Source organism: Corynebacterium minutissimum (genome assembly GCF_000805675.1).
Classification (GTDB): Bacteria; Actinomycetota; Actinomycetes; order Mycobacteriales; family Mycobacteriaceae; genus Corynebacterium; species Corynebacterium minutissimum.
In genome coordinates, this window is record NZ_JSEF01000008.1 from 47,756 (window position 1) to 66,345 (window position 18,590).

The following is an 18,590-nucleotide window of genomic DNA, read 5'->3' on the forward strand; positions in this document are numbered from 1 at the left end:
GCATTTTAAGGGCAGTTGCGAGATCTAATTCCGGTAGGAATGGATCAAGCTTCGCACGTGGTCGCGAGAGTTTTGTCGCCGTTGCCGTACTGTTCAAGGGCCTTTTCGAAGGACTCAGCGTAGAGGTTTGCACCTTCGGCCAGCGGATGCACACCGTCGTCGTACATCAGCGCGGGGTTCTCCTGGGCAGTGCCGCACCAATCCGCTAAGTAGACGTTTTCGTGCTGCGATGCTGCCTGCACGATCTCCGCGCGTGCTTGGCCCATCCAATCACGGTCGCCATAGGGCACCGCGAAGACCACGGTGCGCTCAGGTCCCACAAGGTCGAGCAACTCATCCAGGCGTCCCGCATCTGCAGCGCCATTGGTTCCGAGCCCCAAGAAGACCGTTGAGCGCAGTTGCCCAGAATCCTTCAGAGCGCGCAGCGAATCAATGGCTTCAGAGTATTGGCGGGAGACCGCGGCATCAATGAGGATGCCTGGAAAACGCTCCGTGAGGGCATCGGAAGAAGCAAGCATGACGGAATCACCCAACGCAGTGATCTCCTCACCCGTGGGAACAGAACGCTTCTCCTTGGGCTTGTTGGTAGGCTGCGCTGGCGCTGACGCTGCCGCCTGCTCATTGGCCTGCGCCATGCGCTCAAGTTCGCGCTCCAGCTGCGTCTTGTCCTCAGAAGTCGCCACGCCATAGACCACGCCAATGGAAGAAAGCACGACAAGTGCCGGTACAACCGGCCACATGGCTTTGCCAAAGCCCACCTTCATCTCATGCAAGGTGGGACGGGCAGCCCAGTAATCGTGCCACGTCTTGATGTAGCCCCCGCGGCGGAAGGGGTTCTCCACAAACTGGTACGTGACCTCTGCCAGAACCAGGGACAGTGGCAGGGCAAGAATGCCCAGTGCCCATGCTGGAGCGTCGGACACGGCTAGAAGAATCATGATGAGGGGCCAGTGCCACAAGTACAGCGAGAAGGAACGCTGTCCCAGCCAGCGCATGACGGGTGTACGGAACAGCCACGTCAGGGGGCCGGTTTCGCGCACTACGGACCAGATCATCGCAGCGCCCAGCACGCTGGTGAGAACTAGGCCACCGCGGTAGGTGAACTCGCGGTCGGCACCCATCCACACCAACTGTGCAAGGTAGGCGAGCAGCGCTAAGGTGCCAACAGAACCGGCAAGGACGCCTTTGCCCCTCGCCGCCCACGAGTCGGCTTCTGCCTCTTTCGACGTCGAAGTGAGTATGAAGGACAAAAGTGCACCGACAAGTAAGCCGAAGGCATGGGTATCAGTGCCGTAATACACGCGGGTAGGATCTTCGCCCGGCGTGAAGAGGAAAGCCATCGCGAGGGCAGACGCCGTTGCAAGCACCAGTGCCACCGCGATGGGCAAACGCTTAGGCTTTCGGCGCGAAACAGCAAAGACTGCTGCCATGAGCAGCGGCCAGATGAGGTAGGACTGCTCCTCCACAGCGAGCGACCAATAATGAGCAAAGACCTGCACTTCATTGGGTGCGAAATAGGTTTGACTAGTGGCGATCTGCGTCCAGTTATTGACGAAGAACAAGGTGCCCAGGAATTGCTCGCGGATGCCAACAGCTAGGTCGCTTCCAATGGCCGCAACGATTGCAGCGCACAGACATAGCACGACGAGTGCAGCAGGAAGTATTCGCCGAAAGCGCCTGATCCAAAAATCTCTGAGGTTGATGCGCCCAGTGACGTTGAACTCGCGAATCAGTAGTGACGTGATGAGGAATCCAGAGAGGACGAAGAACATGTCCACACCCAGGTAACCGCCAGGCAGTAGATCACCGAAAAAGTGGTAGATAACCACGGCGACAACTGCGAGGCCACGCAGGCCATCAAGTCCCGGAACTTGGCGTAAACGGGCGCGACGCTGCTGCTTGACGGTAGCGGATTCCTTTGGCACCGCCAGCACGTCAGTGCTACCTTCGGCAGCGTCCACACGGGCAGTAGCGCGGCGCTGTTCGCGAGTAGGTTTGGTGGGCTTGAGCTGCCTTTCGGTAGGCGTCCCGATGGGCTGCGAGCGTCGCGCTAGAGCACGTGAAATCTCTGCGGTGGGAGCTTCCTCAGCGGAATGCGGCTCGGGGAGTTCTGTGGCTTCCTTCGCAGCTGATGCAGGCGTTGCTGTGTCTTTGTCTTTCTCTTCAGCGGGCTGAGATGTGGCAGCGGGCTGCGCTTGAGCAGTGGGGTTGGCTGTGTCTGGGCGCTGGGGAGTGACAGAACGCTGTGGTGTGACCGCGCGTGGGATGGGGCGGCGTCGGCGCGGTTTAGTGTTTTCAGCCTCCTCGCGGGCCTTAGTGAGCTGTGCCTTCCGCACGGCGGAGGCCTTCGGGAGGGACGCTGCGTTTAGTTCGAGCGAGGAATTCTCGCCGCGCTGAGGGCGCCTGCGCTTCGGCGCCGGTACAGGCTCTGACGTGCGCTTTGCCTTCGTCGCCGGCTTTGCCTTCGGCACAGACACTGGTGTCGGCGCGGCCGACGGGGTAGAGGCAGGGGAAGAAGCTGTGGGCTGTGAGGGACTTGAGGAAGACTTCTCGCGCTTCGTCGAGCCTGACAAGATCGACCGCAGAAAATTCTTCACGACAACACTCCGCTCGTAGGGGGTCAGAGGGCTAGGGAACCCGAGTAATCCTACTCCGGGGGAATGCGTGAACCAGGCAGGTTTCCTGGGAGCGTGTTAGGAGCTCAGTAGCTTGCGCAACACCACGCTGACGCCGTTGTCAGTGTTGGCGGGTGCGATGATGTCTGCGACTTCCTTGAGCTGGGGATGAGCATTCTCCATGGCCACAGCTGTGCCCGCTGCCTGCAGCATCTCCAGGTCGTTGAGGTAATCACCGAAGGCCGCGGTGGCGGCAATGGGCACCTCTGCTAGCTCGGCGAGCTTGGTCAACGCGGCGCCTTTATCCACCCCGCGGGCCATAACATCGAGCCATACCTTGCCGGAGACTGCAACGTTATCGTCCGGAACTGCTTGACGGATCGGCTCATAGACATGGGCTTCTGAGCCTGACTCGCAAAAGATAGCGATTTTGATGATGTCGGAATCAGGGACGGAGGAAAGCTCCGGCACCCACGTGACAGCTTTGTAGTACTTAGACAACTCAGCGCGAGCGGTGCCCGATACGTCGTCAGACACGAAGGCAGTCTCCGGCGTGCATAGCACCGTGGTGTGCGGTTCGGTGATGGAATTAGCCGCAGCGCGGGCAGCGCGTACAGTTTCTTCCGCAATGGGGAAGGTGGCGATGATTTCACCGCCGCGCATAACCACCGAGCCATTTTCCGCGATGAAGGTGTCGATGTGAGGGAACATGTCGTTGAGCGTGGCCAGCTGACGGCCGGACGCCGGTACCAGCTCGCAGTGGTGCTCAGCCGCTAGTTTCTGAAGCTCAGGGAAATCAGCGGGAAGCTGGCCGTGGGCATCAAGAAGTGTGCCATCCATGTCGAGGGCAACAAGCTGTGGGAGCACGAAAAGTTACACCGTTTCTATGGTCTCGTCTGAGGTCTTGTTATGTGGTCTTGTTAGTGGTTTCGGCGGTCTTGAAAATTGGTGGCCGAAAAATGTGTGATATGGAACACTGGTGCGTATGACTACGACTGATCCAGTACTCGTTTCCGTCCGCAACCATACCGGAGTCCTCGAGCTCAATCGTCCTAAGGCATTGAACTCGCTGAACCCCGACATGATTGACATCATTCGCCGCTCCCTCGAGGAGTGGGCAGAGGACGACAACATCGAACAGGTCCTCATTCACTCCGCTAGTGAGAAGGCATTTTGTGCTGGCGGTGACGTTCGCCATGCCCGTGAAGGAATAGCGGAGGGCAAGCTCGAAGACGTCGATGCCTTCTTTGCCTCCGAGTACCTCACCAACGGTGATATCGCTGAGTTCCCTAAGCCCTATATCGCCGTGATTGATGGTGTCGTTATGGGCGGTGGCCTTGGTATTTCCCTCCACGGCTCGCACCGCGTGGTGACAGAACGTGCCTTTGCTTCGATGCCGGAGATGAACATCGGCTACGTCACGGATGTGGGCGTGGCCTACGCAGCACAGCGCATGGTGGGCACCCGCGGCGTGGCATCGCCTGGATTGGCTAAGTTCTGGGGCATTTCGGGCTACCGCATGTATGCCGCCGATATGCTGTGGACCGGCGTAGCGACCCACGTGGTCAAGGACGCCGCTGAGCTGATCGAGGCTGCCATCGACCGCGGCATTGACGCTGCCCTGGCGGATCTCGCCTTGCCGGCACCGAAGGAGCCGGCGCCGCTGGAGCAGGTAGCCAAGGACTTGGAAGAGACCTTTGCGTTGCCGACATGGGAGGAGATTTTCGCCGAGCTGGAGACGCGCCCGCAGATCGCTGGGGAAGTGAAGCGCCTCATGGCGGGTGCCTGCCCCGCAGCGATTATAGCGGCCAATGAGCTCTTTGAGGCTGAGGCCAAGGTTGATGATATCCGCGAAGCGCTCCTGCTGGAGCTCAAGCTCGGCATGCACATGTACCGTCGCCCGGATTTCTCCGAGGGAGTGCGCGCAGTCCTCGTGGATAAGACCCAGGACGCGAAGTTCGACCCCGCCACGACCCAGGAGGTCGATCCGGAGGAATTCCGCACGATCCTCAACGCTTAAGGAAGAAAGCTAGAAACCGCGCTGGCGCTGGTACGCGGCGCGGGCGCGCTGCTCGTCCACGCCCGGGGGAACCGTCACGTTGAGCGTGGCCTGCGTGGCGGCCGGGGATGGCGCAGGAAGGTGGAAGGCGGGGGCGTCGGAAAGCGCGAGGCCCAGACGGCCGTCCGGAAGGTGCACCGGCAACAGAGTCCACAGGCCCAGAATAGGCATAGCTAGTTGCGGCAAACGTGCCTGCCGGGCATCCGCAATAGGAACACGTGCGCGAAGGAGCTCCGGCACGGCGCGGTCATAAGCGAAGCGCCGCAGGTTACCTGCCGCCTGCGCAGACATGGAGGAGGCGAGTTCGTCAGCCCATGCCCACGTAAAAGTACCGGCAGACTCATCCAGGGTGGCAATGAGGTGTGCTGGAACAGTCAACGAACCGTGCGCTGTGCTCACCAGCGTGCGGGAGGTCCCGGGATCCAGTTCGGCCCTCAAGTTGGGGAAGCGGGCGTCGAGGAAAAAATTGTGCTCAGTGGCAAGGAAGTGAGCATCCGCAAGAATATCCCGTGCCCGAAGTCCCGCCTGGCCATTGAGCTGGGGAAGGGCAACGATGCGAGAGCCCTCAAACTGGGCAAGTGCTTCCGGGTTATTGTTGGGCACATTCATATAGGAAGCGAGCTCGGTGGTGGCGATACGCTCGTCCACGCCGCCTTCGATGTCCCCGCTCTTTTCCAGACCAGCGAGCACGGCGCTGACGGGGTTCGGGTCAAGCTCCGTGAAGTCCACCGCTACTAGTGCTTCAGCATCGCCCTGCGGAACGCGGACGACGGGGCGATCACCAACAAGACGGCGTGCCAGGCCCCTGAGCAGTGCCGTATCCGGCTGGGGACCGTGGAACTCGGGAAGATCTGCCTGCTGCGCCAAGCCGGTGGCCCAGTGGAACTGGCCATCCTGCACGGACGCTAAGCGCAGACCGTCAAAGTCATGAACGCCGCTGCTGGTGGTGAAACGCACCGTAGCGCGCTGGTCATGCTCAGGCTGGTCGGACTCGACGGGGACGAAGTTGACTTCCACATCCGTGATGGGGCCGAGGCGACGGGCAAAGGCGGCGTCGATGCCGGCCTGAATAAACGCGCCGGCGGAGTACAGGTTTCTCGCTGAATCCATGCGTGCTCCTTGACTAGTACGGTTTAGTCCCTGCGGTAGGGGTGTTCAATGGCTTCCTCATAGGCCGTAAGAAGGGCTTGGGTGGATTCTACCCAGGAATATTTCTCCGCTTCGCGTCGGGCGGCTGTGCCCATCTCAGATCGCCGGGAAGGATCACGGAGAAGATTCACGGCGGCGTGGGCCCATGCTGCGTCGTCAGCATCGGGGTCAATGAGATGGCCGGTGACCCCTTCCTCAATGACGAAGGGGATTCCGCCGGCGCGGGTTCCGATGACAGGAACCCCCGAAGCGAAGGACTCCAGCGCCACAAGGCCCAGGGTTTCCGTGGCAGAAGGGAAGAGGAAGACATCACCGACGGCGAAGGCGGCGGCGAGCTCGTCACCAGAGAGGTAGCCGGTAAAGACGGTGTAGGAGGGGTCGAAGCCTTCCTTGAGTTCGTCCAAGAAGGGGCCGTCACCGACGATGGCGAGGTGGGCGTCGCTAAGCTCGGCGCGTACCAACTGCATGACGTGGTCGAGGCGCTCCAAGTCCTTTTCTTTGGAGACTCGGCCGATGTAAGTCAGCAGTGGCGCATTGGGGTTGCCACCGGTGAGGCGCTCGCGCATTGCCTCGGTGGCCCGGGAAGGCTGATACGTCTCCGTATCCACGGCTTTGGGCCATAGTTTCACGTTGCGAATGCCCATTTCACCAGCCTTGTCCACCATGGGCCCGGAGGTGCACAGATTGACTGCTGCCTGGTTATGCAGGTATTTCAGCGCTGCCTCTGTCAGCGGGCGGGTCCAGCCAATGCCCAGGGCATCGACGTACTCGGGCACGTTGGTGTGGAAGCTAGCCACGAGTGGAACAGCGTCACGCTGTGCGGCAAAGACGCCGAGCGCTGCGGTCCAAATCGGGTTGACGGCGTGGATGACATCGGGGTCAAAGTCCCGAATTTCTTTAAAGAAATTCCACGAGGGCAAGCCAAACTTGATTTCCGGATAGACCCACAGCGACAAGCTAGGAATGCGGGTGACCTCGAAACCTGCATACGTGGCAGGTGCCTTGCCCGTGGCGAAGATGCGGACCTCATGGCCCATAGCCGCCAGCTGGTCCAGCGTGCGGGTAATGCGGGTGACCACGCCGTCGATTTTGGGCAAGAAAACCTCAGTAACAATCGCGATGCGCATGGCAGGAATGCTTATGCCTGTGCGGTGTCGGTAGCGTCGCTCGCCACGGAGTCAGGAACGCCCGCCTGCTGCTGCTTGGTCCACAGGGATTGCGCTGGAATCTTGGAGCGGTCCACGCGCTCGGCGTACTTGCGGGCAACCTCTTCGACCTCATGGAGCAGGCCTTCCGACAAGGTGGTTGGTTCTAGGCCAAGTTCCAGGAACGTGTCGTTGGTGACGTGAAGTTCATTTTCTGCGGACTCCTTGCGTGGATTGGGCACGTAGGCTACCTCCGCCCCAGAAATCTTTGCCAGCAGCTCCGCCAAGTCGCGCACGCGGTGGGTTTCGGTCATCTGGTTGATGATCTTGACGCGCTCGCCACGAGCGGGTGGATTATTCAGTGCCAGCTCAATGCAGCGCACCATGTCACGGATGTGGATAAAGGCGCGAGTCTGGCCACCAGTACCGTGCACGGTCAGCGGGTAACCAATACCTGCCTGGATGAGGAAGCGGTTGAGTACTGTGCCGTAATCACCGTCGTAGTCAAAGCGGTTGATCAGGCGTTCATCCTTCTGGGTCTGCTCGGTGTGCGTGCCCCAAATGATGCCCTGGTGGAGGTCGGTAATGCGCAGCTCATCGTTCTTGGCATAGTAGGCAAAGAGGTGCTGATCCAGTACCTTCGTCATGTGGTAGACCGAGCCTGGGTTGGAGGGGTAGAGGATCTGCTGCTCGACGATACCGTTCTCACCAGCATCGACCTGCACATCCAGGTAGCCCTCCGGAATCTTCATGCCCGCGGTGCCGTAGCCGTACACGCCCATGGTGCCCAAGTGTGCGACGTGGATATCCTGCTCAGATTCCACGATGGCGGCAAGCAGGTTATGGGTAGCGTTGATGTTGTTATCCACCGTGTAGCGCTTGGTGCGCGAATTCTTCATGGAATAAGGAGCAGCGCGCTGCTCAGCGAAGTGGACAACGGCATCTGGGCGCTCCGTGGTGAGGAACTCCAACAGGCCGTCATAGTCCTGAGCTACGTCGAGGTTGCGGAAGCCGATAGTCTTGCCGGAGACCTCAGTCCATGCGGCCAAGCGCTCTTCGACGGACACGATGGGAGTGAGCGACTCTGCACCGAGTTCCTCATCGATAGCGCGGCGAGAGAGATTGTCCACGATGATGACCTCGTGGCCCTGATCGGAGAGATAAAGTGAGGCTGGCCAGCCGCAGAAACCATCGCCGCCGAGAATCGCTACCTTCATGTTTTTCTCTCCACATCATGATTGGGGGCATTACCTATGGTGCCGCCGTCGACGGAAAGTTCCGGCGCGGCGGCACACACTTTTATCTACCTTACCGTTGACAGTGCTTACACGGAGGGCGTGCTGGGTAAACAGTGAGTGAATGTTTCCTAAGGCTGCACGATGAAGTTGCATTGAGAAGACGCTAGTAAACTAGCCCGCATGCTTGAAGCCGTGCTCAATGCCTTTGCCGATTCTGTCAACGCCCTGCTCATCGGCATCCTCGTGGCCATTGGCATCATGCTTCCGCGAGGTAGTTACCGCAAGATTGCTGCGCTTGTCATCGTCGGCGATTGGTTCGGTGTGCTCACCGCTGCCGCCGTGGTCATGTTCGTTTTTGTGGGGATTCAAGACAAGGTGGCCGCCGCCTTGGAGTCTCCGGCGATTGGCTGGGGCCTCATCGTCATAGGCGTGGGCCTCGGTGTTCTGGCGTGGCGCTCGAAGGGCGAGCCTAACGATATGGTGCACAAGCTCCTCGGCCCGCTGCGCACGCCCTCACCTAAGACCGTTGCGGTGGGCTTCCTTATGGGAGTCATCCAGTCGCTGACCTCCGTGCCCTTCTTCTATGGCCTTATGCACCTAGCAGCCGGGGATTTCAGTAATACCGTGAAATACGGCGGCCTTTTCTTCTATGCCAGCTTCGCACTCTCCTTGCCTACCGTGTGCGGGCTCTTCATTGCGCTCGTGCGTGCCAAACCTCATTCCTGGGCTGGTCGCGCCTTCGCGTGGGCGCGGGAGAACTCAGCCGCCGTTGCGCTGTGGAGCGGCTATGGCGTGGCGGCCTTCCTCGTCATTATGGGTATCGTCGCGCTGCTCTAGCAGTAGTGCGAAACACACGCGTATGGGCGCAGCGCGAAGGCTCATCTAGTCATACAGAACGGACTCAAGAGAGAGTTCGTTTTCTATCTGCGCTTGGCTTTTGGAGAGCTCAACATAACCTGCCGCATGGGGGATGAATGCGGCTGATTCTTCGTCACTGAGCTCACGGCGTATCTTCGCGGGTACTCCGGCCGCCAAACAGCCTCCGGGAATTTCCTGGCCCTCCAGCACGACGGCGCCAGCAGCAATAAGCGAGCCTGCGCCTACGGTGGAGCCGGACAACAGCGTTGCCTTCATGCCTACCAGCGTGCCGGCACCTACCTGTGTTCCGTGCAGCATAGCCATGTGTCCAACCGTGACGTCGTCCTCCAATATGCACGGGTTTGTTGACTCCACGTGGATAACGCAATTGTCCTGGACATTAACGCGTGCCCCGAGTCGGATAGTTCCCACATCACCGCGAAGCACACAGCCATAGAAGACGGAGGAGTCTGGGCCAATAGTCACATCACCGATGATGGTGGCATTCGGCGCAATCCAGGCGCTGCGGTGAATGCGCGGGGTCTTGCCTTGAAAGGGGAGGATAAGCATGGTTTTAGACTCCTTCAATCGCTATGGCCAGGGCCGTTGAGATTTCATAATCTCCAGGCTCCGTGCTGAGGTTTTCAAGAAGAGCGAGTTCTTCAGGCGAGAGTGGGATAACCCAGCCCTTCTGCGGATCATGCACTGGGCGTTCTTGCGCAGTCGTGGGGGACAGGTACACGGTAGTCTGTGCGCCAGTCCTTGGGCCGCGCAGTTGGGCGGCTTCGCCAGCCCGAGCCACTTCCGCCAGCACCTTAGCGCCGGATGGGGACGTCTCCACGATGATGAGTCCGTCCGCCGTGTGCACGGCAAGGCGGTCCAGCTCAACTTCAACGGCATGCGGATCGGGGGAGGCTAAACGCGCGCCGGGGGAGCCGACGAGATTCTTCAGTGCAGAAAAGAGACCCATGGCGCGATCCTAGCCTGCGGGTACCATCGGGCACTGTGATTGACGCGAAAGATACAGCACTCGTCATTGAAGGTGGCGGCATGCGCAATTCCTATACTGCGGCATGCATCGTCAAACTACTTCAGGAGGAGGTGGAATTCGGCTGGGTCGGTGGTGTTTCCGCAGGCTCGTCACACACCGTTAATTTCCTCTCGCGCGACGTGATTCGCTCCGAAGAATCCTTCGTAGATTTTGCCAAGAACCCCAGTTTCGGTGGCCTGGGGTCGCTTTTGCGCGGCAATGGCTATTTCAACGCTGAATATATCTATGAGAAATCAGCCGACAAAGATATGCCCTTCGATTGGGAGGCCTTCGAAGCTAATCCAGCCCAAATGCGTATCTCGGCCGCTCGGGCGGACACCGGTGAGAGCGTGTATTGGGGCCGCGAAGACATTGAGACCCAAGAGGATCTGATGGTGCGCGTTCGTGCGTCGTCGACCCTTCCCCTCATCATGCCCATGCGTGTCATTGATGGCGCACCTTATGTGGATGGAGCCATGGGCGAATCTGGCGGCATTCTTATTGACCAAGCAGAAAAGGCTGGGTTTGAGAAGTTCCTCTTTCTCGGCTCCAAGCCACGCGGCTATGTACGCCCCTCAGTCAGCCGCCCCACGGCGCTGCGCCGCGTCTTCCGCAAGTACCCGGCCGTGGCTGAAGCCATGATTGCCCGCCCACCGAAGTACAACCGCTCAAAAGACCGACTCCTGGAACTGGAGAAAGAGGGGCGCGCCCAGCTCTTCTTCCCCGAGGACATGCAGGTGACGTCTACCGAACACGATGTGGCCAAGTTGCGCGCAAACTTTGAGGCTGGTCGTGCTCAGACCTACGCGGAGTGGCCGGCCTGGAGGGAATTCCTCACCGCCTAGTTACCTAGCAGCAGCTTCCGGTGTTGATCACCGAGCACCTGCAGGTGTGAGACGTGCCTCGTTTGCGGCCACGGCAACATCATGGAAAAGCCGGTGCGCTGCATGGATGCAGTTACTGGGTGATCGCAGCACATGTCGGCCACATGGCTTTTTCTGTGCAGTTTCCTAGAATGACAGACCGTGTTGGCACTATTTGATGGAAATATTTGGCTGAGCATCTTCTTCATTGCATTGCTCGGCACACTGTTTGGCATGATTCCCTTCGGCCCGCTGCGCTTTGGTGCGGCGGGTACCTTGTTCGTTGGTTTGGCTTTCGGCGCCTTCATTGAGCTCGATGGCACAATCCTCAGCAGCTTGCAGGAGATGGGCCTTGGTCTCTTCATCTACATGCAAGGTTTGTCTGCCGGTGAGCGATTCTTCAAGGGATTCTCCGAACAGCTCAAGCACATGATCACCGCGGCGATCGCCGTGATTGCGGCCGCGGCTGTGGCACTGCTCGCAGGCGGTTGGCTTGGGCTGTCACCTTTGGCCTCTGTTGGCGTGTTCTCGGGTGCGACGACCTCGACCGCGTCACTGGCCGTTGCCCAGCAGCAGACAGGTGAAGAGCTGCCAGCCGTGGGCTATTCCCTGGGATATCCGGTCGGCGTTGCCGTCGCCATTCTGCTCGTGGCGGTACTGCTGAAACAGTCCTGGCCGGGGTCGAAAGACAAGGACAATTCTGCCGAGGAAATCTTCCGCTCCCGTACTATTCGCGTGACGAAGAACATCACCTACGACGAGTTATTGGAACGCTTCGAGGACCAATTCGTCATCGCCACGATTCGCCGCGGGAATACGAGGACTGTAGCCGGTGACCACCCGGAGATTCGCAAAGGCGATATCCTTCGCGTCCTCGTGACGAAGGCGAAGAAACATGAGCTTACGGCTGCCCTAGGTAAGCGCCAGCCGCAGGTTCCCTTCATCGATAAGCGTCTTGTCATTGAGAACGTCGTGGTATCGAACTCAGATATTGCCGGGCGCACCATCGAGGAACTTGACCTGTTTAAACGCTATGGTGGCCGCATTATCCGTATCCACCGCGGTGATGAGGAGTTCCTCGCCAGCTTTGATACACACCTCGATTCCGGCGACCGTATCGACATCATTGTGGACCAGGACCATCTGGGCGATATCCGCAACTATTTTGGCAACTCGGTTCAGGGCTATTCGGAGCTGAACTGGATCGCTGTGGGCGGCGGCCTGTTCTTGGGCTACCTTTTGGCACTCGTCGTTGTCCCGATGCCGGGCGGCGCGTCCTTTGAATTGGGCTTCGCGCTTGGCCCACTCATTACCGGTCTCATTCTTGGCGCACTGCACCGCACCCGTCGCGTGCCGTGGAAGGTTCCGGCCTCCATCAACACTGCCTTCCAGCAGTGGGGCCTCGTTATCTTCCTGGCCTCAGTGGGCCTTGCCTCCAGTGATGCTTTCCTCTCCACCGCATTCTCGTGGATGGGTGTGAAGTGCATGCTGCTGGCCGCCATCATCACTGTGGTTGCCATCGCGATTTTCGCCGTGGCGAACCGCTTCCTTGGCCAGTCGGAGACCCGCACCGCTGGTGGTATCTCGGGCATGTTCGGCCAGCCAGCCGTGGTCAACTACGCCACGGGGGTGAGCTCTGACTCCCGCATCATGACCGGCTACGCAGCGACCATCGTGGTGGCGCAGATAGTCAAGATTGCGGTCATCCCCATCATGCTGACTATCTAGTTAGCTATGGGCATTTAGTCCGCCACGAGCGTTTCGATGGTGAGCTCCGGGTGCTCCTTCTCAATGAAGGCCAGCTTCCACTTATCGCCAAACAGGGCGATGAGCTCACCGTCGGTGCGGGTGAAGATCTCTACGCCGCGCTGGCGGCCCAGCTCTGGTGCGGACTCGGCATCGGTGCGGCGCGCCACGGAGTAGGGGATGGGCTCCGTGACGGTCTCCACGTTGTATTCGACCTCCATGCGTGCTTGCATGACCTCAAACTGCATGGGGCCCACGGCAGCCATGACGGGGGCGGCGTCACCGCGGGTATCGTTGCGCAAGATTTGGACAACGCCCTCGGCCGCAAGCTGGTCCAAGCCCTTGCGGAAGGCCTTGTAATCACCCAAAGACTTTGCGCGCAGAATCTGGAATGACTCAGGGGCGAACTGCGGCATGGGCTTGAACTGGACCTTCTTGCCCGTATAGATGGTGTCACCCGGTGCCAAGGAACCGGCGTTGACCAAACCCACGATGTCACCCGGGAAGGCGGAGTCCACGGTGTCGCGGGTACGGCCAAAGACCGTCAAGGCGTATTTCGTGGAGAAGCTGCGCCCAGACTGGGCGTGGTGGACCTGCATGCCGCGTTCAAACTCACCGGAGACGACGCGCATGAAAGCCAGGTTATCGCGGTGCTTGCGGTCCATGCCTGCCTGCACCTTGAAGATGACGCCGGAGAATTCATCAGTAACCTCACGGACCTCATCGATGGCAGCCGCACCACCGGAGCCGGCAGCTTCGATGGCTTGAGGATCTGAATCGCGCGAGCGCGGAGCCGGGGCAATGGCGCACAGCGTATCGAGGATTTGGTGCACGCCGAAGTTCAGCATGGCGGAGGCGAAAATGAGCGGGGAGGTCACGCACTGCTCAAAGAGCTCTTGGTCGTGCAGGGCCCCGTCGGCGGCCAGCAATTCGGCTTCCTCCACGGCCGTTTCCCAGGCGTCTTCTTCCTTCTCCGCGGCTGCATCAGGCGCGTAGTGTTCTTCTGGGGCAATGGTGGAGCCACCTGCCGTGCGCAGGAAGTGGATATACTCGTCCACCTCACCATCGTCGGACACGTGGGCGAGACCGCGGAAGTCACCGGCAATGCCGACCGGCCAGTACAGCGGGGTGGGCTGCAGCTGGATTTCGTTGACGATTTCGTCGACAAGCTCCAGCGGTTCGCGGCCGACGCGGTCCCACTTGTTGATCACCGTAACAATCGGCAGGCCACGGGCCTTACACACGCGGAAGAGCTTGAGGGTCTGCGGCTCGAGGCCCTTGGCGGCGTCGATAAGCATCACAGCAGCATCCACTGCCGTGAGCACACGATAGGTATCCTCCGAGAAGTCCGCGTGGCCAGGCGTATCAACGAGGTTGATCATGTAGGGCTGGCCCTCATGGCCCTCCGGAGCGTACTCAAACTGCAGGGCCGAGGAGGCCACGGAAATACCGCGGTCCTTTTCCATCTCCATCCAGTCAGACACCGTGGACTTGCGGTTACCCTTACCGTGCACCGCGCCGGCCTCATTAATGACGTGGGCATGCAGTGCCAGCGCCTCCGTCAGCGTGGACTTACCAGCATCCGGGTGGGCGATGACGGCGAATGTGCGGCGGCGGGAAGCTTCGGAGGCAATACTCATGCGGGTTAGTTTAGCCGCTGGGTGCTACCACTCCACATCGAGCTGTCGGCCCAGATCATCAAAGATGCGCCGCGCCACCGAGAGCTTTTTTGCAATTGGGCGCCGCAATCCCGGCTTGCGCTTGTTGTTGTAGTACTCGCCGGACTCGAAATGGATGCCCGGGGTGCCAGTGAGGAAGAAAGCGAGGTTTTCGCCGCCCTGATCCGCCGTGCCAAAGCGCTTGCCCAGGGCGCTGGAGTATAGCGCGTTTGTTGTGCTCGTCGAGGTCTTCGCAAAATTCGTCTTGAGCACGCCTGGGTGGAAAGCCACGGCGGTCAGACCATGGGAGTCGAAGTAGCGGGTAAGCAGAATATCGCCGAGCTTGGCATTGCCATAGGCGCGCTCCGCGGTGAATTTCTCAAAAGTGTTCGGGTCACCAGGATCAAAGGAGGACATGAGCATGTTTGCTACCGAGGAAGTCTGCACCACCGTTGCATCGCTATCCCGCAAGATATCGCGCAACAAGGACGTCAGCAGGAATGGGGCCACCACATTGACCTGCCAGGTGCGCTCAAAGCCATCGGCGGTGGCAAAGGGGCCATCAAAAATTCCGCCGGCATTGTTGCCCAAGGCATGGATGTGTTCGTACTGGCGTAGTTCCTCCGCGAGGCGACGCACCTGACCCAAAGATTCGAAGTCCGCCACGTGGTAGTGCGCATCGATTTCTTCAGCCACTGCGTGTGTCTTCTGCGGGTTGCGGCCAACGAGTACGAGCGTGTCTTGCGGGCGGCGCTTGTGCAGAATGCGGGCGGCGGAGGCCCCCACTCCGTCTGAGGCGCCGGTAATGACGATGGTCCGTGGATCCTGGTTCGATGACAAGGCGTGGCTCATACTCCGCTAGTTTAGGGCGATCCACGCGGGCGCGCGGGTTTACTTCCCGCGCGAATGGATCTCGTTCTGTGCCTTGGGCATTCCTTCGGCCACGATGAGGCGTGCGGCTTCCGCAGCGGTGGCGATAGAGCTATCGAAGGCAGGGGAGGCGTCGACAGGCGCGAGTACCCAATCCGGAATCGAGCCACCTTTGGGCGGGCGGCCAATGCCTACGCGCACACGCAGATAATCACGGGTTCCTAGGCGCTCAGTCAGCGACTTCAAGCCGTTGTGTCCATTCTCATTGCCGCCCTTCTTGATACGCACGCTGCCGGCGGGCAAATCGAGCTCATCGTGGATGACAATAATGCGCTCCGCCGGCACTCCGAGGCGTGCAGCCAGGGGCGCAATCGGATCCCCGGAAAGATTCATGTACGTGTGCGAGCGCACGGCCAGCACCTGCGTGCCGTCCACGTCAACGGGCGCGGCGCTGAGCTTGTGTCCCGTGACCGGCTCAAGGACATCGCCTCCCTCAGCAAGGAGATCATCCACAGCCATGTAGCCCACATTGTGGCGAGTCGCCGCATACTTCGCGCCGGGATTGCCCAAGCCCACGATGAGCCATTCAGCGTCGAGCGCAGCCGGGTCCAGCCCAGCAACCGGCTGCGGCGACGGTGTATCGCTGTTGCCGAAAAGGCGGGCAAAGAAGTCACGGATGGAGGGCACAACTACTCCCTTCTGGGAAGTTCTTTATTCTGGGGCCATGAGTAAGCTTCTTGAGACTATCACTTGCCCGGTTTTATCTGCCCCGATGGCCGGTGGGCCCACCACACCGGCTCTGGTTCGCGCGGCCGCAGCCGCGGGTTCTTTTAGTGCATTAGGGCTGGGCAGTGCGTCCGTTAAAGCTGCGCAGGAGGCCATTGATGCCTGCGCTGGCACGTGCTTTGGTGTCAACCTCTTTACCCCACAGCGCGAGCTTACCGCCACTGAACGGGCTGCGGCGGAATCCCTGGCGGCGGAGGAGGACGCCGTGCTTGACGACGTCCCCCTGACCTTCGGGTGGCACGAGAAATTCACCGCCGCGCTGGACGGTGGGGCAGCGGTGCTGTGGTCTATGTTCGGCACCTTCAGCGACGAGGAAGTGCAGCGCATCCACGCAGTCGGCGCGGAAGCGTGGACCACGGTGACCACTCCGGAAGAATCCCTCGTTGCTGCCAGTCGGGGCGTCGACGTGCTGTGCGTGCAGGGCCCGGAAGCCGGTGGGCACCGCGGCACGTGGGACCCAGCTGCTGAACCAGATCAGCGCCCGCTGGCGGAACTTGTCGGCGCCGTCCACCAGGTCACCGACCTTCCGCTTATCGCCGCCGGAGGAGTGCGCACCGCTGCGGATGTTGCTGAAGCCCTCTCCTGGCCTGGTGTGGCTGCGGTCAGCTGCGGCTCGGCTTTCCTACTGAGCGAGGAAGCAGGTACGAGCGAGCATAACCGCGCATTGCTTCGGCGCGGTGGGCCCACCGTGACCACAAGAGCTTTCTCCGGGCGTTATGCCCGGGGACTCGCAACGGAGTACACCCGGACTCACCCCGACCTGCCCTTGGTGTATCCCTATCTCAACGCGTTGTTGAAGCCGCGCCGCGCCCGCCATGACGCGGAGGTTGGGTACTGTCTCGTCGGCACCGACGTGGAGAAACTGAGCGGGGGTAGTGTGGCACAGATCCTCGCGCAACTATGCCCAAACGGGCATCTTTAACAGTTAATATTTACGGTTGGACAGAGAAATACACCCCTCTTTGAGAAGTAAAGGATACAGAGCACGTGACTGCAAACGCGCACATTGGGCACGAGGACTGGAACGAACGTCTGGAGCTGGCCCAGGAGATGATCCCGCTCATCCACCAGCTGCACCGCAATAACAACGTCGTGACCTCCATTTACGGCCGCATGCTTATCGGCGTGACCGATATTGACATCATCAAGGCTCACCGTTACGCCCGCCGCATTGCTGAGCGTGAGCTCTCCACTGCTGAGACTCTGCCCATCCTCAAGGAACTGTGCACGATGAACCTGGGCACCGCCTCCATTGACCTGGGCCGCCTGGTCATGGGCTTTGAGGAGTCCGGCTCCGATAATCTGCGTAACTACCTCGAGGAGACTCTGGTAGACCTCGTCGGTGCCGGCGTGGACAAGGAATCCACTGACGTCGTGCTCTACGGCTTCGGCCGCATTGGCCGCCTGCTGGCCCGCATCCTCATCGCCCGCGAAGCTGCCTACGGCGGCGTGCGCCTACGCGCCATCGTTGTTCGCAAGAAGGGCGACATTGACATTCTCAAGCGCGCCTCCCTCCTGCGCCGCGATTCGGTCCACGGTGCCTTCAACGGCTCCATTGCTGTGGATGAGGAGAATGAGGTCATCTGGGCCAACGGCACCAAGATTCAGATGATTTACGCCAACAACCCGGCGGAGATCGATTACACCCAGTACGGCATCGACAACGCTATCGTCGTCGACAACACCGGAGTCTGGCGTGACCGCGACGGCCTATCCCAGCACCTGCAGTCCAAGGGCGTGGCCCGCGTGCTGCTTACTGCCCCGGGCAAAGGTGACCTCAAGAACATCGTGTACGGCATCAACCAGAGCGACATTGAAGAGTCTGACCAGATTCTCTCCGCCGCATCCTGCACCACCAATGGCATCACCCCGGTTCTTAAGGTCATCAATGACCGTTACGGTGTGGTCCACGGTCACGTGGAAACCGCGCACTCCTTTACCAATGACCAGAACCTCATCGACAACTTCCACAAGGGTGATCGCCGCGGCCGTGCAGCCGGCCTGAACATGGTCCTCACCGAAACTGGTGCGGCCAAGGCCGTGTCCAAGGCCCTTCCGGAGTTCGAGGGCAAGCTCACCGGCAACGCCATCCGCGTTCCTACCCCGGACGTGTCCATGGCTGTGCTCAACCTGGAGCTGGAGAAGGAAGTAGACCGCGACGAGGTCAACGATTTCCTGCGCAATGTTTCTCTGCACTCTGACTTGCGCCAGCAGATTTCCTACATTGCTTCCCCTGAGGTTGTGTCCTCCGACTTCGTCGGCTCTACCCACGCTGGTGTCGTTGATGGTCTGGCGACCATTGCCTCCGGCAAGCACCTCGTGCTCTACGTCTGGTACGACAACGAGTTCGGCTACTCCAACCAGGTCATCCGCATCGTAGAGGACATCGCCGGCGCTCGCCCGGTGGTGTACCCGAAGCGCGTTGACGTCTCTGAGCTCTAAGCTCTAGAACACGAACACCGCCCGCGCTGCATGGCGTGGGCGGTGTTTCGCTGTTTTAGGCTCCTGCTCGGCGTGAGCCCTAGCTTTGCCAGGATGCTTCAAGCGCGCAACTGCCCGATCTGCCAAAAGTA

17 protein-coding genes are annotated in these 18,590 nt (G+C 60.1%); 7 read left to right on the forward strand and 10 right to left on the reverse strand.

The genetic code is table 11. The features are described from left to right. Window positions 1-44: 44 nt before the first annotated feature. The gene (locus NX84_RS05300; protein WP_231913693.1) at window positions 45-2,336 is read right to left on the reverse strand and encodes an acyltransferase family protein; all 2,292 of its coding nucleotides are present in this window, start codon (window positions 2,334-2,336) and stop codon (window positions 45-47) included. Window positions 2,337-2,433: 97 nt separating this feature from the next. Between NX84_RS05300 and NX84_RS13145 the strand changes: the two genes are divergently transcribed. After that, complete coding sequence (locus tag NX84_RS13145; protein ID WP_039674586.1) at window positions 2,434-2,616, forward strand: hypothetical protein; 183 nt, start codon at window positions 2,434-2,436, stop codon at window positions 2,614-2,616. A gap of 77 nt (window positions 2,617-2,693) precedes the next feature. Here the strand turns inward: NX84_RS13145 and NX84_RS05310 are convergent, their stop codons facing one another. Beyond that, window positions 2,694-3,482, reverse strand: a complete 789-nt coding sequence (locus NX84_RS05310; RefSeq protein WP_052319680.1) for an HAD family hydrolase — start codon at window positions 3,480-3,482, stop codon at window positions 2,694-2,696. Between the two features lie 118 nt (window positions 3,483-3,600). Between NX84_RS05310 and NX84_RS05315 the strand changes: the two genes are divergently transcribed. Continuing rightward, a complete protein-coding gene (locus NX84_RS05315) occupies window positions 3,601-4,635 on the forward strand; it encodes a 3-hydroxyisobutyryl-CoA hydrolase (RefSeq protein WP_039674588.1) in 1,035 nt (344 codons plus the stop codon). 9 nt (window positions 4,636-4,644) lie between these two features. Here the strand turns inward: NX84_RS05315 and NX84_RS05320 are convergent, their stop codons facing one another. From NX84_RS05320 to NX84_RS05330, 3 genes are read right to left on the reverse strand one after another with little or no spacing between them, the layout of a single operon-like run. Continuing rightward, window positions 4,645-5,784, reverse strand: coding sequence for a DUF6882 domain-containing protein (locus NX84_RS05320; RefSeq protein ID WP_039674590.1), 1,140 nt, complete (start codon window positions 5,782-5,784; stop codon window positions 4,645-4,647). 23 nt (window positions 5,785-5,807) lie between these two features. Continuing rightward, window positions 5,808-6,950, reverse strand: coding sequence for a glycosyltransferase family 4 protein (locus NX84_RS05325; RefSeq protein WP_039674592.1), 1,143 nt, complete (start codon window positions 6,948-6,950; stop codon window positions 5,808-5,810). An 11-nt stretch (window positions 6,951-6,961) separates the two neighbouring features. Then, complete coding sequence (locus NX84_RS05330; RefSeq protein WP_039674594.1) at window positions 6,962-8,185, reverse strand: NAD-dependent epimerase/dehydratase family protein; 1,224 nt, start codon at window positions 8,183-8,185, stop codon at window positions 6,962-6,964. 201 nt (window positions 8,186-8,386) lie between these two features. On the opposite strand from NX84_RS05330, the gene NX84_RS05335 reads away from it, so the two are divergent. Beyond that, a complete protein-coding gene (locus NX84_RS05335) occupies window positions 8,387-9,043 on the forward strand; it encodes a sulfite exporter TauE/SafE family protein (protein ID WP_039674596.1) in 657 nt (218 codons plus the stop codon). Window positions 9,044-9,088: 45 nt separating this feature from the next. Here NX84_RS05335 and NX84_RS05340 read toward each other — a convergent pair whose 3' ends face one another. Beyond that, a complete protein-coding gene (locus NX84_RS05340; RefSeq protein ID WP_039674598.1) occupies window positions 9,089-9,634 on the reverse strand; it encodes a gamma carbonic anhydrase family protein in 546 nt (181 codons plus the stop codon). Window positions 9,635-9,638: 4 nt separating this feature from the next. Then, window positions 9,639-10,034: a hypothetical protein gene (locus NX84_RS05345; protein WP_039674599.1), complete on the reverse strand. Its 396-nt coding sequence runs from the start codon at window positions 10,032-10,034 to the stop codon at window positions 9,639-9,641. Between the two features lie 35 nt (window positions 10,035-10,069). Here NX84_RS05345 and NX84_RS05350 point away from each other — a divergent pair, with 35 nt between their 5' ends. Then, on the forward strand, window positions 10,070-10,939 hold the full coding sequence (locus NX84_RS05350) for a patatin-like phospholipase family protein (RefSeq protein WP_039674602.1): 870 nt from the start codon (window positions 10,070-10,072) through the stop codon (window positions 10,937-10,939). Between the two features lie 180 nt (window positions 10,940-11,119). Then, a complete protein-coding gene (locus NX84_RS05355; protein ID WP_039674604.1) occupies window positions 11,120-12,685 on the forward strand; it encodes an aspartate-alanine antiporter-like transporter in 1,566 nt (521 codons plus the stop codon). Between the two features lie 14 nt (window positions 12,686-12,699). Here NX84_RS05355 and NX84_RS05360 read toward each other — a convergent pair whose 3' ends face one another. From NX84_RS05360 to pth, 3 genes are read right to left on the reverse strand one after another with little or no spacing between them, the layout of a single operon-like run. Further along, window positions 12,700-14,343, reverse strand: a complete 1,644-nt coding sequence (locus NX84_RS05360; protein WP_039674605.1) for a peptide chain release factor 3 — start codon at window positions 14,341-14,343, stop codon at window positions 12,700-12,702. A 24-nt stretch (window positions 14,344-14,367) separates the two neighbouring features. Beyond that, entirely contained in the window at window positions 14,368-15,213 is an 846-nt protein-coding gene (locus NX84_RS05365) for an SDR family NAD(P)-dependent oxidoreductase (protein ID WP_039674606.1), read from the reverse strand. 39 nt (window positions 15,214-15,252) lie between these two features. Next, window positions 15,253-15,918 (reverse strand): aminoacyl-tRNA hydrolase, encoded by a 666-nt coding sequence (pth, locus tag NX84_RS05370; protein ID WP_039674607.1) that lies wholly within the window; start codon window positions 15,916-15,918, stop codon window positions 15,253-15,255. 37 nt (window positions 15,919-15,955) lie between these two features. Here pth and NX84_RS05375 point away from each other — a divergent pair, with 37 nt between their 5' ends. Together NX84_RS05375 and NX84_RS05380 are read left to right on the forward strand one after the other, a co-directional pair. After that, the gene (locus NX84_RS05375; protein WP_039674608.1) at window positions 15,956-16,939 is read left to right on the forward strand and encodes a nitronate monooxygenase; all 984 of its coding nucleotides are present in this window, start codon (window positions 15,956-15,958) and stop codon (window positions 16,937-16,939) included. A 65-nt stretch (window positions 16,940-17,004) separates the two neighbouring features. Then, window positions 17,005-18,459 carry a glyceraldehyde-3-phosphate dehydrogenase gene (locus tag NX84_RS05380; RefSeq protein ID WP_039674609.1) on the forward strand — a complete coding sequence of 485 codons (1,455 nt, stop codon included), beginning with the start codon at window positions 17,005-17,007 and terminating at the stop codon, window positions 18,457-18,459. Window positions 18,460-18,590: the final 131 nt, after the last annotated feature.